Below are 13,551 nucleotides of genomic sequence, written 5' to 3'. Positions count from 1 at the left end.
GAGTAAGACGTCTTATTTCTTAGCTTTAGTCACACCTGCTTCTTGCAACAGCGCGCCAAAGGTACCCATCTTGCTAGGAGCTTCTGCTTTTTCCGCACGAGGAGCCTTGCTGCGACTGTCGCTATGATTGCTACTACTAGGTTGACGCTTAGGCTTAGACGGGCGCTTATCGCCAGCTGGGCGATTGCTGCGTGGACGACTGGTTTTCTCATCATTATTAGTAACCTTTGCCGTCGCAGGTTTTGCTGCTGGACGTGCGGGTTTTTCGGCTTCAGGTTTCATACTAAAACCAATACGACCGCGTTTTTCGTCAATAGAGATAACACGGACTGAAACGATATCGCCGGGCTTGACGCGATTCATCGGGTCTGCGACAAAGTCATTCGCCATTTGCGAGATATGAACTAAGCCATCTTGATGCACACCAACATCGATGAAACAACCAAAGGCTGTTACGTTGGTGACAACCCCTTCTAATATCATGCCTTCGCTCAAATCTTTAATGCTGTTCACATCATCACGGAAGTTAGCCGTCTTAAACTCAGGGCGTGGGTCACGAGCTGGCTTTGCAAGCTCATCTAAAATCGCTTTTACGCTAACATTTTCATCATTAGCAGCTAGCGCCGTGGTATCGATACTGTTTAGCACACCATCGTTACCGATAACTTCTGGCAAGGATTTATCCGTTTGGGTAAGTAAATTATCAACCAGCTTATAGCTTTCTGGATGTACACCAGTAGCATCAAGTGGATTGCTGCCATCATGTATACGTAAGAAACCGGCGGCTTGCTCAAATGTCTTAGCACCTAAGCGCGGAACATTTTTCAATGACTCGCGACTGTCAAATGCACCATGCTCTTTACGATAGGTGACGATTTGCTGAGCAACATTGCGATTCAAACCAGCGATATGTGCCAAGATAGCTGGACTTGCCGTATTCACATCAACACCAACGGCGTTAACGCTGTCTTGCGTGACTTTATCTAGGCTATCTGCTAACTGAGTTTGATTGACATCATGCTGGTATTGACCAACACCAATAGCTTTTGGATCAACCTTGACCAACTCTGACAATGGATCTTGCAAACGGCGAGCAATAGATACCGCCCCGCGTACAGACACATCTAAATTACCAAGCTCATCAGTGGCAAGCTCACTAGCAGAATAAACTGATGCGCCAGATTCATTAACGATGACCGCTTTGGCTTTTAATGCCTCGTTCGCCGCCAAAATCTCTTTAATCATCGCATCTGTTTCGCGGCTTGCCGTACCGTTACCGATAGCCACTAGATCCACGTTATAAGTGCTTAAAAGCTCATCGATGACTGCTTTGGCTTCAGTCATTTTATTATCAGGCGCAAATGGATAGACCGTGGCGATAACAGGCTTATCTTCACCATCTAACATCACATGACCTTGGGCATCAACAATCGCCATTTTTACGCCATGACGGATACCGGGGTCAACACCCAAAATCACTTTGCGACCAGCAGGCGCTGACATAAGTAAATGCTGTAAATTATTGGCAAAAACATCAATCGCAGCCGCTTCTGCGGTCAGACGTTTTTCGGTCAATAAACGATGCTCGATATGTGGACGCCATTTGTCTTTCCATAAGCTGCTTGCGGCTTCTGCCAAAAATTCTTGACGCTCGGTTGGTGCTTTACCATCAATCGCAAAATGCTTAATGATTTTTTCAATAAATGGCGCATCTTCGCCTTCAATTTTTAGACCCAAAACATTCTCTTGACGACCACGTAGCATCGCTAATAGACGATGATTTGGCAGGCGGGCCAGACTTTCGCTATGCTCAAAGTAATCTTTGAATTTCTCACCGACTTCACGCTTTTCCTCACTGGCAACACTAGATACGATGCTGGCTGTTTTGGCAAAACTACTACGTAAATGGTCTAACAAATCTAACGCTTGAGTCCATTCATCAACGATGATGGCTTGTACGCCCGCCAATTGCTTTTCGATATCACTGAAGTCAACTTCAATCTCATTACCACTTTCATCAGTAATGCTCGATTGCACTTGATAGTCTGCTAACGCATCGGTCGGTGTCACGTCTTGCGTCAACAGCGCTTGTGCTGCAACGTCAAGACCAGCAGCGCGTGCTTTGGCAGCTGGTGAGCGGCGACGCGGACGATATGGCAAATAGATGTCTTCAAGCTCAAGTTTTGATGTTGCATTATCAATACGTGTCTGAAGCTCCTCAGTCAAATTGCCTTGTGTGCTGAGCAATTCAATGATTTTGAGGCGACGGGTTGCCATGTCACGCTCATAATTGAGAGATTTCTCTAGCGCGCGCAATTGCGCATCATCAAGATTCTGAGTCTTCTCTTTGCGATAACGCGCAATAAACGGAACGGTCGCGCCTTCATCGTACAGTTTGACAAATGCATTGACTTGAGCAGTCTTAATGCCAAGCGCGCGAGCAAGCTTGTCGTGAATATTCGCGTGTGTGGTTGCATCCAAAACCTGTGCATTTGTCGAGGTTTGAGATGGCGTTAAGGTATCAGTGCTACTCATATACGTATCAATCGTTGAGAAATGTAGTTTTGCATTATAGCAAAAGCTGCATGAATAGAAATCCTTTTTATCTTTTCGTTATTTGTGGCATTATTTATCGCAAAAATCGTCTGATGAGCGCATTCTTGACGCTTTATTAAACAAACACATACAGCATTTACCTTTATCAGTGATGCAATTATGACTGCAATCTTATACACTAAAGTCTCGTCAGCACAAATATTGATGTGTACCGATATATTGAACAATAGTTCTTATTTTTTATAAGTTTTTGCCAATCGATGGAATGATGCTCAAATAGTTGCACTAATAAATAGTGAAAATGATATTCACACTGTTTTTATTGAGAATGAATATACTGACTGGTGCGTTTTAACAAAAATTTCTGCTAATAATAATTTTTATAAGAGGATGTCTGTATGTCTGAAAATAACAGCCCCGATACCTTAACTCAGCGTATTTTAGTCGTTGATGACGATGCACGCCTGCGCTCTTTGTTGCAGCGCTTTCTAGAAGACGATGGTTTTGTTGTCCGTACTGCCCACGATGGCAGTCAAATGGATAAACTGTTGCAGCGTGAACTTTTTTCGTTGGTGGTACTAGATTTGATGCTACCAGGCGAAGACGGTATCAGTATCTGTAAGCGTCTGCGCGAAGACAACGGTGACATCCCTATTATTATGCTCACGGCTAAAGGTGGCGACGCCGATCGCATCGCAGGACTTGAAGCAGGTGCTGATGATTATCTACCGAAGCCCTTTAACCCAAAAGAGCTATTAGCACGTATCAAAGCGGTACTCCGCCGCCAAAACCGTGAGTTGCCTGGTGCGCCAAGTCATCAGCTTGAAGTGGTTGAATTTGGTCCATGGACGCTTGATTTGTCGACGCGTACGCTCAAACGTGATGGCAATGTCGTTACCTTGACGACGGGTGAATTTTCGGTGTTGAAAGCGTTAGTTCAGCATCCACGTGAGCCATTAACCCGTGATAAATTAATGAATCTAGCACGTGGTCGTGAATGGGGTGCGATGGAGCGCTCAATTGACGTTCAAGTATCACGTTTGCGTCGTCTGATTGAAGACAATCCTTCACAAGCGCGTTATATCCAGACTGTCTGGGGCGTGGGCTATGTGTTCGTGCCTGACGAAGCGGAAGTAGAAGCAGCTAAGAGCGAATCACTATAAATCCTTAAGTATTGCTTGCGTCCGTTGATATATAATACTATTAATATGTAATCCTATTAATACCACGGGCGCCTACTTGAAATCCTCTATTATTCATCAGAATATACCCTGCACCTTGGTGACAGGGTTTTTGGGTGCTGGAAAAACGACTCTCATTAATCAGTTGATTATGAGCAAGCCTGCGAATGAGCGCTGGGCATTATTGATTAACGAGTTTGGTCGTATTGGTATCGATGCGGTGCTAGTCACAAGCTCACAAGATAGCCGTACGACAAATGATATTGCCGTTCGTGAAGTCAGCGGTGGCTGTATTTGTTGTACCAGCCAGCTGCCCCTACAGATTGCCATTGGTCGCCTGCTCAGTGAGCATCATCCGCAGCGCCTGCTTATTGAACCGACAGGTCTTGCCCATCCACGTGAGCTTATACGGCAGCTTAGCGCAGCGCATTGGCAGACTGCTCTAAAGATGCAAGCCGTCATAACCGTGCTTAGCGCTGTGCAATGGCAACAAGACAAGTATCGTTCCCATGAAGGTTTTCAAGCGCATGTCCGCGATGCAGATGTCTTGGTGATCAATCGCTATGTTCAACTGAATGCTGACGAAAAACAAATGTTGCAAGCGTGGATAGCCAAGCTAAATGCACAGGTTTTTATTATTTGGGCAGATTGCGACTATCAAACGACTTCTAATGATATAGGTACAATAAATACCTATTTAGCGACGTTAAGCGAGCAGCTGGCCAAGCCCAGTCAAACTATCTTGCAACAGCGGATAGTCAATATCGCTCAGCCGAAAAAATCTGTGATTAGCTTGCAGCCGCTAAGTAATTCATTAGCGAATAAGCCATTATTCAACCCTTCTACAAACGATAATGCTACTCAGGCAGACAAAGAGATAGAGCTGCCCTATCGCTATCATGAAAAGCAGCAGGACATCGTGCTAGCAGGTTGGCGACTGCCGGCACACTATGTATTAAATGCTGATAAGTTGCAGGATTGGCTGCTAACGCTGCCAAACTGGCAACGCATCAAAGGCGTAGTGCATACGTCTAATGGCTGGCTACAGATTAACTTTACTCCTGATAGCTTAACCACAAAGACGGTGAGCACACAAGTCGATAGCCGACTAGAAATTATTTTGCAAGCAAGTACTGGGCAAGAAGATGTGATAGAGATTAAGGTAGATTGGGAAGCCTATGACCGTGAGCTGATGGCGATAGTAATTTTTATCTATAGTTGAAATACTTTAAAGTCGCTACCGTATTGCTGGTGTAAATTTTTTGCAGCCTCTGTCTGCGTAGGCACAGCAAGCAAGAAAAATTTGCACCAGTAGTACGTGTTGTATCGATATTACTTTTCACCGACTATAGATAAACAGCTCTTCACGATACCGATAAAAAATGACCCTCCTATGTTAGTAGCAGGGTCGTTTTTCTCATTAACGTAATTGACTGTCTTTACTACCACGTCGATTAAACAACTCCGCGGCTTTTGCTTCTTGCTCAAGCTCGCTCTGACAACCAACACAGTGCTGTACACCGGCTACTGCAATACGCCGTGCTTCTGGAATTGGGTTGCCGCATTCATCACAAAACTCTGCGCTTTTACCTGTCGGCAATGCGCGGCGTGCGCGCTCTAGCGCATCGTTGACGGTCGCATCCATTTGCTCATGCTCAGCACCATCTCTTGACCAACCACCTGCCATAGTCTTATCCTATTTATTGTTATTGATTATGCGTATTTTTAATCTAGCATAAAGGTCTTTAATAACAAATAGATGGGGTTAGATATCATCAATTTCAATATAACTGTGCGGACAAACTGTTAATCAATCCTTGGGTTGTAACTCGACCACTTGTCCACGTACCCCGATACTCTCATCACTCATCAAGCAAACATAACCTGCCATAATATCCTCAGGGGTTTTAAGACTCATCGGATTTTCACCTGGATAAGCGTGAGCACGCATATTGGTGCGAGTGCCACCCGGATTTATACAGTTAAAACGCAGATTGGTAGTGTTTTGCGTCTCTTGGGTAAAGATATCGCTCATCCCTTCTACTGCTTGCTTGGACAGCGCATAGGCACCCCAAAACGCACGAGGATGCGTACCGACGCTGCTAGAAGTAAAGACGATAGAACCCTGCGGCGCATCTTTTAATAAAGGCAGTAACGCTTGGGTAAGCATAAAAGTCGAAGTAAAGTTAATCTTCATGACTTGAGCAAACATATCAACATCGTACATCTCAAGTGGCGTCAATGGACCAAGCATCCCCGCGTTATGCAATATCCCATCAAGCTGACCCACTTCTCTATGAATCAAATTTTCTAGCTTTTGCATTTCTGCATAAGTAGCGCCTTCCAAATTCATCGGTAGCATGGCAGGTTGCTTACCACCAAAGCTCTCGATTTCATCATAAACATATTCAAGCTTGCTACTGGTGCGTCCCAATAACAGAACCGTTGCGCCATAGCGAGCATAGGTCAAAGCCGCAACACGACCAATACCATCACCTGCCCCTGTGACTAAGATAGTCTTGCCATCTAAACAGTTTTCAGGTGGCACAAAGTCACGAATATCATCGTGAGTCCAAACTGGCATAGGCGCTTGCAAGTCAGTCTGATGGCTTTCAAGATTATTGGCTACATTATCAGCTACATTGTCGGCTAAATGGTTTTCCGACTGATTCACTAATGGGTTAATATTGTCACTCATGGCGTTACTCACTGCTTATCGTTTAATAAATGGGATAGTTAACCATTATGCTATGTTGTTAGAATACTGACTGATAACACGCTGTGTCTTATGGCTCATTTGATTTATAAATAGTCGAACTTACCAGAAGAAAGCAGTAATTTACTCAACTGCTCAGGGGTATCGGTAATATAATCTGCACCCCATTTCTTCAAGTTGTTCTGATCTTCAGGCGGAATATAACCATAAGCGGCCAAAATCGTCAGCATACCAGCGGCATTGCCAGCTTCAATATCACGGATATGATCGCCAACATAAATCACACTTGCAGCAGCGCCGCGAGGAATACCAAGCTTCTCTAGCGCCGCATACATAGGCTCTGGGTCAGGCTTAGGACGTGACACATCATCAGGACAAACTAAAACCGCACAGCGCGTGTTTAGCTGCATTTTTTTTAATAACAGCTCTGATAAATAGCGCGGTTTATTGGTCACGATACCCCACGGTACGCCCTTTTCTTCAAGGGCACTTAAAACATCTTCAAGTCCGTTAAAAACACAACTATCCACACAAATATCGGCTTCATAATCGTCCAAAAACTGCTGACGAAACTCAAGCAAAGTCTCTTCACTAAAATCTGTCTGGTCATTATGACGTAGCATCAGCTGTACCATCGCCGAAGCACCTGCAGAGACTTGCTCACGAATCTCTATCTCAGAGGGCGCTTGCCAGCCGTTTTCATGGCTCATTTTGCCAATAATACGTACAAAATCAGCAGCCGTATCAATCAGTGTCCCATCTAGGTCAAATAAGACCACTTTTACAAATTGGCTCATTACAAAGGCTCTTAATTAGGGTAATAAAAAGGGAGTTAAGCGCGAGGTTTCTGTACTGCCATCATATAATTGACATCGACGTTTTGAGCCAACCAGTAACGCTTGGTCAATGGATTATAATGTAGTCCAATGATATCTTGGCGCGTAAAACCTGCATCAATCGCCATTTTATCAAGCTCAGCTGGCGTGATAAATTTGGCGTAATCGTGCGTGCCGCGATCAAGCAAGCGCAATACGTACTCTGCACCGACGATAGCAAACAAATAGGATTTAGGATTACGGTTAATCGTTGATAATACGCATACCCCGCCTGGCGCCAAGAGCTTAAAACAGGCGTCTACAATAGCGGCTGGATCTGGTACATGCTCTAGCATTTCCATACAAGTCACGACATCAAACTGACCAGCATGAGTAGCAGCTAAAGCTTCAACCGGAATATGCTGATAGCGTAAGGTATCTTGTAAATTGCTTTGCTCAGCATGTAAGCTTGCCGCTTTGAGGTTTTCTGTCCCAAGGTCGATACCAGTCACATCTGCGCCGCGACGTGCCATAGCTTCTGACAAGATACCACCGCCACAACCAACATCAAGAACTTTTTTACCAGCCAAGCCCATTTCTGCTGTTTTCTGATGGTCAGCACTCACGTAGCCACACTTAACATTTTCCTCTATCCAATTTAGACGCAGCGGATTGATCTCATGTAAGGTCGCAAAAGCACCGGTTTTATTCCACCACTCACCTGCCAATTTATTAAACTTTTCCACTTCGCTTGGATCGACATTGATAGCGTTTACGGTATTTTCAGCCATGCCACTATCATTTGCTTGAGTGTTCAAAGGCTGTCTAGAAGATAAAGCTTGGCTCATAGATTCTTTCCTTTATTGTTATAGTGTGTGACTAAAGACTCAATATTAACATGAGAGCCGCGAAGCTGTCGTAAGTATAGTCGGTGAAAAGTAATATCGATACAACACCTACTACTGGTGCAAATTTTTCTGGCTTGCTGTGCCTACGCAGACAGAGGCTGCAAAAAAATGACACCAGCAGTACTGTAGCGACTTTAAAGTATTTCAACTATACATCGTCACCGATTGTGAGATGTTTTATTAATGCTTTGATTTTCAAGCAAAAATAAAATGACAGGCTATAAGTAAGACACCTTAAATAATGACTGACAGCTTTACAACCATTAGTTAAGAATCGGGTTCACAAACCGCCGCATTTTACGCTATTATAGTTGCTATTCTATTATAGGTCGACTTAGGCGATGCATCGTCCTTTATCGGCTTGGTCATTGCTTATTTGCTTTGGCATTTATATGAATACCAAAGCTATAACTATTAAAGCAAACTTCTGAATGTCGTTATTTCAAGGAATAAGTATGAAACGTATCATCGCATTAACTGGTTTGGCTTGCGCTATTGGATTTGCCAATATAGGTGCACAAGCTGCCAATTATGTCGCAGGAAAAGACTATCGTGTGTTAGATAATCCAGAAAAAATCAGCGGTGATGCTATCATTGTGCGTGAGTTTTTTTGGTATGGTTGCCCGCATTGTAACGTCCTTAATCCGCATATGGAAAAATGGGCAAAAACCAAAGATAAAGATGTGGCATTCTTTAAAACACCAGCAGCGTTAAATCCTGTTTGGGAAGCCAGTGCCCGTGGTTTTTATGCCGCGCAATTACTTGGTTTTGAAGACAAGACCCATGATGCTTTATTTGATGCCGTACATAAAGATGGTAAGCAGTTATTTGACCAGTCTTCATTAAGCAAATGGTACGCCTCAAAAGGTGTGAACGAAAAGAAATTTAATAGCCTTTATAACTCTTTCGCCGTTGGTACCAAAATCGGGCGCTCACAAGCAGGTGCTAAGCGTTATCAGCTATCAGGTGTGCCAGCGGTTGTTGTGCAAGGCAAATACGTCGTAACGGGCGAAAGTGCTACCGTACCTAAAGTGGTTGATTTCCTAGTCGACAAAGTACGTGCCGAAAAGAAATAGCCGCTTTATTTAATAATCAGGGTAACTTTATCATTAAAGTGATACTGATTACATAATACAAAAAGCCAATCGCTAGTGATTGGCTTTTTTGTATTTTAGTATTCTATCTTTAGTGTTTTATAGGTACCCACTAACCAAATTCGCTTGCCTATAGTCGGTGAAAAGTAATATCGATACAACACGTACTACTGGTGCAAATTTTTCTTGCTTGCTGTGCCTACGCAGACAGAGGCTGCAAAAAATTTACACCAGCAATACGGTAGCGACTGTAAAGTATTTCAACTATATATCTCTTATCACTATATATCTCTTATCGCTATTTTTTTAGATTCGTTAAAATCGCGACTTCACGGATATAACTGGCCAAATCTGCTTTTGACTCTGCCATTAGCTCCTCATCGTTTGTATGCTTAGCGTACTCAATCCAGAGCAATAGCTGATACATACTATGCTGCTCAGAGGCTTGATATTGTTTGACGAACTGCTTGAGCGTACCTTCATCATTGATATTTAGACGCTCATACCAGCTCTCTATCTTAGAAACTTGCTCTTTAGGAAAATATGCATCAAATAATGCTTTTATCAGCTCATGGCGATTTTCTTCAATCATAAGCTTGCCAACACGTTTGGTCTGACGATTGCGGGCATTAGCGCTGGTGATATCGGCAAGCGCCATCAATTCCGCCATAAAATAATCGCTAGCTGGTAAGGCTTTAAGTTGTTTTTTCGATAAGTTGGCAAGCGGTATCGACAACTGTTGCAGGCGCTCATGAGCTTTTTTGAGCTCTGTGCGCGATACGCGCATATCTTGTTCTGACCAGTCAATCATAAAAGCTTTCCATTTTTAAAAATAAATAATAGGTATAAAAAAGTAGGTATAAAGGGTCTAGTAGACGCTACCAGCGATGCTTTTCACGGTGTTTGGCCGTCACGGTTAAGCCTTCTGGCAAGCTATTTTGCAAGCTATCTTGAAGGTGTTTGGTGATAAATACCGAGCGGTGCTTACCGCCCGTACAGCCAATGGCAACCGTTACCGTATGACGATTGTTATGCAAAAAATCGGGTAACCAACGATTCAGGAATGTAGCGATATCTCCCGTCATCTCAGTGACCTCTGGATAATCCGCAAAAAACTCACCCACTTCAGCATCAAGACCAGTCGCCGCGCGCAGTGTTGGATTCCAATGCGGATTGGGTAAAATCCTGACATCAAAGACAAAGTCTGCATCGATAGGACTGCCGTACTTAAAACCAAACGACAATAGGTTAATCACGATTTGATTGTCTACGCCGACATAATCGCGTAGACGCTCTTTTAGCTGATGGATATTCAGCATACTGGTATCTATCTTGATATCGGCATACTTACATATTGGCTGCAGAAGCTGAATTTCTTTTTCAATGGCTGCTGGTAGATTGTAAGCCGTATTTTCTACGCCTTTGGTATCTAAAACCATCAACGGATGGATGCGGCGGGTGGCATTAAAGCGTGCAACCAGCGTCTCTTCTTGCGCCGTCACATACATCACCGTGACCGCCTCTTCGCCATAGGCCTGCTTTAAACTGTCATGAATTGCAGCAAAGTTGGATAAATCTGCGCGCGGCGTACGAATATCAACGCCAAGGGCAATGCGTTTAATACCACTATCACAGACCAGCTTTTGCACCGCTTCAGGCACAAGAGACAAAGGCAAATTATCAATAGAATAAAAACCCAAGTCTTCAAGGATATTCAATACTGAGGTTTTCCCTGAGCCTGAACGTCCTGACACCACCAATATATTCAACCTATCACCAACGGATTCGTTAGAATCTATAAGCTTTGGTTGAGCATTATGGGTGTCCTGATTTACCTTCATGTTCCATCATCCTTATAAATTGCATCCAGCAAATCACAGTATTATAAATAGCAGTGTCACAACGACTTATTAATCGTTACCAATTGATTGTCGAGCAAGCGCGCACGACCTAACCCTGCAGCCACTAAAACAACCAACTCTTGATGCTCATTGACGCTGTCATCATCCACAGCCGTTAGCTCAGCGGTTTTTATTTCTAAATAGTCAATAATAAAACCAGCGCTCGTAATACGCTCCCGAGCTGCCGTCAAAAGCACATCTAATGGCTGCTGCTTATCCGTAATCTGTTTGGCTAAATACTGTAACTCTTGCTGTAAGATAGGCGCTATTTGGCGCTCAGACTCGCTTAAATACTGATTACGTGATGATAAAGCTAAGCCATCAGCAGCACGGACAATAGGCGCGCCAATAATCTCGATTGAATAGCTCAAATCACGAACCAATTGCTTGATAATGGCCAATTGCTGGTAATCTTTTTGCCCAAATACAGCTACGTTAGGCTGCACAATATTAAATAACTTAGAGACGACTATGCCGACACCATCAAAATGAGTGGGGCGGGTTTTGCCACATAGTTGCTCAGTAATAGTCCCAGCAAGAATAGTGGTCGGCGGCGGTAATACCGGATACATCTCATCAATACTTGGTGCAAAAACATAATCAGCGCCAACCGTGGCTAGCTTTGCAACATCTTCATCCAAGGTGCGAGGATAGCTATCAAAGTCTTCACCAACCCCAAACTGCGTTGGATTGACAAAAATACTGACCACGACGATATCGGCATGCTGTTTGGCAATGTTTACCAGCTCCAGATGACCCTCATGTAAATTGCCCATTGTTGGTACTAATGCAATGCGCGGCGCGGCGCGATAAGGTTGTAGGGCGGCGCGTAGGTCTGAGATATGGTGATGAATCATTGGCATGGTTGACTGCTCTTTTACTGATAAGCCTAATTACTGAAATTTGATATTTTGTTAGCTAAACTGGTGCTGCTCTTTTGGGAAGCTACCTTCCTTTACTGACTGCTGATACAAGGCAAATGCGCCTTCGATACTGTGCTCAGTGTTGCGCTCATCAGTTAAAAAATCATGGACAAAACGCGGCGTGCGTCCATGAGCCATACCGAGCATATCGTGCATGACCAATACTTGACCATCGGTATCAGCGCCTGCGCCAATGCCAATCACTGGCACAGCAACGGCTTCCGTTACCGCTTTAGCAAGCTCAGCAGGAACACACTCTAGCACCAAAAGTGCGGCACCGGCATTAACCACGGCTTTTGCATCGTCAAGGAGTTTTTGACCTGCTTCATCGCCACGACCCTGGACTTTATAACCACCAAAAACATTCACCGACTGTGGCGTTAGTCCCAAATGCACACACGTTGGCGTACCTGCTTGCGCCAACATGGTGACCAACTCGCAAAGCTCACTACCACCTTCAATTTTAATCACGTGCGCGCCTACTTGCATCAGCTTGCGGCTATTAGCAATAGCTTCTGGCAGCGTTACATAGCTCATAAAGGGTAAATCCGCTAAAATAAGCGCTTGCTTATTGCTACGGGCGACATTGGCAGTATGATAAGCCATATCATCGACAGTAACAGGCAAGGTCGAATCATGACCCTGCACCACCATACCCAAACTATCACCGATTAAAATCGTGTCAATTTGTGCTTTTTCCATCATGCGCGCAAACATGGCGTCATAACAGGTTAGACAAGTAAATTTAGTACCGTCTTTTTTAAACTTATTTAAAGTAGATAACGTTGTCATATCACCCTCAATACTTTTAACTATTCATCAAGCATCCATAGCTTTGACGATTAGCTTGTCTATATTTGATTACGGCTTAGCTCAGCATTTGATAATAACTTTAAGCCTGCCCAATCGCTGCTTTGTGGATAATCGACTATCGATTTTCCAGCAATGATTAACTCTGGTACTAGTTCTCGTAACGGTATCAAGACAAAATTACGCTCGTGCAATCCCGCATGCGGTATCGTTAACTGCGGCTCGGCAACTTGTTCATCACCGTATAACAATATATCCACATCAAGGCTGCGCTCACCCCAATGACGAAGGCGGGCGCGTTTTGCTTGCTGCTCTAACTGCTGACAAAAAGTAAGCAGCTCAAACGGCTTTAAGATAGTTTCAAAGCCAGCAACGGCGTTCACAAAATCTGGCTGATCTTGCGGTCCCATCGGCACTGATGCATAAAACGAAGAAATACGCACTGTGCGTATTTTTTCTGCCTCTTGCAGCATCTCAAACGCGTGCTGTAAATGCTCAACAGGCGCCCCAAGCTCATTTGCCAGATTACTACCCAAACCAACATAGCAAGTAACCCAAGGGCGCGCATTCATATCCGCACTATTATCAGAATTTTTATGAATGTCAGTAAGGCTCATATTCATAGCTATCATTGGACCTTTCTAGCT

At 44.0% G+C, this 13,551-nt stretch carries 13 protein-coding genes; 3 read left to right on the top strand and 10 right to left on the bottom strand.

Translation table 11 applies throughout. The features are described from left to right. Positions 1–12: 12 nt before the first annotated feature. Entirely contained in the window at positions 13–2,535 is a 2,523-nt protein-coding gene (locus PSYC_RS00650; RefSeq protein WP_011279440.1) for a Tex family protein, read from the bottom strand. Between the two features lie 419 nt (positions 2,536–2,954). On the opposite strand from PSYC_RS00650, the gene ompR reads away from it, so the two are divergent. Continuing rightward, positions 2,955–3,719, top strand: a complete 765-nt coding sequence (gene ompR / locus PSYC_RS00645) for an osmolarity response regulator transcription factor OmpR (protein ID WP_011279439.1) — start codon at positions 2,955–2,957, stop codon at positions 3,717–3,719. A gap of 43 nt (positions 3,720–3,762) precedes the next feature. Next, a complete protein-coding gene (locus PSYC_RS00640; RefSeq protein WP_041757413.1) occupies positions 3,763–4,959 on the top strand; it encodes a CobW family GTP-binding protein in 1,197 nt (398 codons plus the stop codon). A gap of 198 nt (positions 4,960–5,157) precedes the next feature. On the opposite strand, the gene PSYC_RS00635 is transcribed toward PSYC_RS00640, so the two are convergent. The 4 genes from PSYC_RS00635 to ubiG form a co-directional block, all read right to left on the bottom strand. Beyond that, positions 5,158–5,424 (bottom strand): DksA/TraR family C4-type zinc finger protein, encoded by a 267-nt coding sequence (locus tag PSYC_RS00635; protein WP_011279437.1) that lies wholly within the window; start codon positions 5,422–5,424, stop codon positions 5,158–5,160. Positions 5,425–5,547: 123 nt separating this feature from the next. After that, entirely contained in the window at positions 5,548–6,321 is a 774-nt protein-coding gene (locus PSYC_RS00630) for a YciK family oxidoreductase (protein ID WP_041757832.1), read from the bottom strand. A gap of 218 nt (positions 6,322–6,539) precedes the next feature. After that, on the bottom strand, positions 6,540–7,250 hold the full coding sequence (locus PSYC_RS00625) for an HAD family hydrolase (RefSeq protein WP_011279435.1): 711 nt from the start codon (positions 7,248–7,250) through the stop codon (positions 6,540–6,542). A 35-nt stretch (positions 7,251–7,285) separates the two neighbouring features. Beyond that, complete coding sequence (gene ubiG, locus PSYC_RS00620; RefSeq protein ID WP_011279434.1) at positions 7,286–8,116, bottom strand: bifunctional 2-polyprenyl-6-hydroxyphenol methylase/3-demethylubiquinol 3-O-methyltransferase UbiG; 831 nt, start codon at positions 8,114–8,116, stop codon at positions 7,286–7,288. A gap of 515 nt (positions 8,117–8,631) precedes the next feature. Here ubiG and PSYC_RS00615 point away from each other — a divergent pair. Next, positions 8,632–9,252 (top strand): thiol:disulfide interchange protein DsbA/DsbL, encoded by a 621-nt coding sequence (locus tag PSYC_RS00615; RefSeq protein ID WP_011279433.1) that lies wholly within the window; start codon positions 8,632–8,634, stop codon positions 9,250–9,252. Between the two features lie 316 nt (positions 9,253–9,568). On the opposite strand, the gene yjgA is transcribed toward PSYC_RS00615, so the two are convergent. The 5 genes from yjgA to folK all read right to left on the bottom strand — a co-directional run bounded on the left by yjgA (position 9,569) and on the right by folK (position 13,476). Next, positions 9,569–10,081 carry a ribosome biogenesis factor YjgA gene (gene yjgA, locus PSYC_RS00610; RefSeq protein WP_011279432.1) on the bottom strand — a complete coding sequence of 171 codons (513 nt, stop codon included), beginning with the start codon at positions 10,079–10,081 and terminating at the stop codon, positions 9,569–9,571. Positions 10,082–10,148: 67 nt separating this feature from the next. Beyond that, complete coding sequence (gene rapZ, locus PSYC_RS00605; protein ID WP_011279431.1) at positions 10,149–11,111, bottom strand: RNase adapter RapZ; 963 nt, start codon at positions 11,109–11,111, stop codon at positions 10,149–10,151. Between the two features lie 56 nt (positions 11,112–11,167). Continuing rightward, complete coding sequence (gene panC, locus PSYC_RS00600; protein ID WP_011279430.1) at positions 11,168–12,034, bottom strand: pantoate--beta-alanine ligase; 867 nt, start codon at positions 12,032–12,034, stop codon at positions 11,168–11,170. Positions 12,035–12,085: 51 nt separating this feature from the next. Beyond that, positions 12,086–12,886: a 3-methyl-2-oxobutanoate hydroxymethyltransferase gene (gene panB, locus PSYC_RS00595; protein ID WP_011279429.1), complete on the bottom strand. Its 801-nt coding sequence runs from the start codon at positions 12,884–12,886 to the stop codon at positions 12,086–12,088. A 59-nt stretch (positions 12,887–12,945) separates the two neighbouring features. After that, on the bottom strand, positions 12,946–13,476 hold the full coding sequence (gene folK, locus PSYC_RS00590) for a 2-amino-4-hydroxy-6-hydroxymethyldihydropteridine diphosphokinase (RefSeq protein ID WP_148201666.1): 531 nt from the start codon (positions 13,474–13,476) through the stop codon (positions 12,946–12,948). Positions 13,477–13,551: the final 75 nt, after the last annotated feature.

It is taken from the genome of Psychrobacter arcticus 273-4 (genome assembly GCF_000012305.1).
GTDB lineage: Bacteria > Pseudomonadota > Gammaproteobacteria > Pseudomonadales > Moraxellaceae > Psychrobacter > Psychrobacter arcticus.
The sequence above is the reverse complement of the archived record's forward strand: the minus strand, read 5'-3'. Positions and strand labels throughout refer to the sequence as shown.

Excerpts from the sequence above, each read along its gene's own strand:
- PSYC_RS00650 (WP_011279440.1), bottom strand. The coding sequence starts at position 2,535 with ATGAGTAGCACTGATACCTTAACGCCATCTCAAACCTCGACAAATGCA.
- ompR (WP_011279439.1), top strand. The coding sequence starts at position 2,955 with ATGTCTGAAAATAACAGCCCCGATACCTTAACTCAGCGTATTTTAGTC.
- PSYC_RS00635 (WP_011279437.1), bottom strand. The coding sequence starts at position 5,424 with ATGGCAGGTGGTTGGTCAAGAGATGGTGCTGAGCATGAGCAAATGGAT.
- PSYC_RS00630 (WP_041757832.1), bottom strand. The coding sequence starts at position 6,321 with ATGCCAGTTTGGACTCACGATGATATTCGTGACTTTGTGCCACCTGAA.
- PSYC_RS00625 (WP_011279435.1), bottom strand. The coding sequence starts at position 7,250 with ATGAGCCAATTTGTAAAAGTGGTCTTATTTGACCTAGATGGGACACTG.
- ubiG (WP_011279434.1), bottom strand. The coding sequence starts at position 8,116 with ATGAGCCAAGCTTTATCTTCTAGACAGCCTTTGAACACTCAAGCAAAT.
- PSYC_RS00615 (WP_011279433.1), top strand. The coding sequence starts at position 8,632 with ATGAAACGTATCATCGCATTAACTGGTTTGGCTTGCGCTATTGGATTT.
- yjgA (WP_011279432.1), bottom strand. The coding sequence starts at position 10,081 with ATGATTGACTGGTCAGAACAAGATATGCGCGTATCGCGCACAGAGCTC.
- rapZ (WP_011279431.1), bottom strand. The coding sequence starts at position 11,111 with ATGAAGGTAAATCAGGACACCCATAATGCTCAACCAAAGCTTATAGAT.
- panC (WP_011279430.1), bottom strand. The coding sequence starts at position 12,034 with ATGCCAATGATTCATCACCATATCTCAGACCTACGCGCCGCCCTACAA.
- panB (WP_011279429.1), bottom strand. The coding sequence starts at position 12,886 with ATGACAACGTTATCTACTTTAAATAAGTTTAAAAAAGACGGTACTAAA.
- folK (WP_148201666.1), bottom strand. The coding sequence starts at position 13,476 with ATGAATGCGCGCCCTTGGGTTACTTGCTATGTTGGTTTGGGTAGTAAT.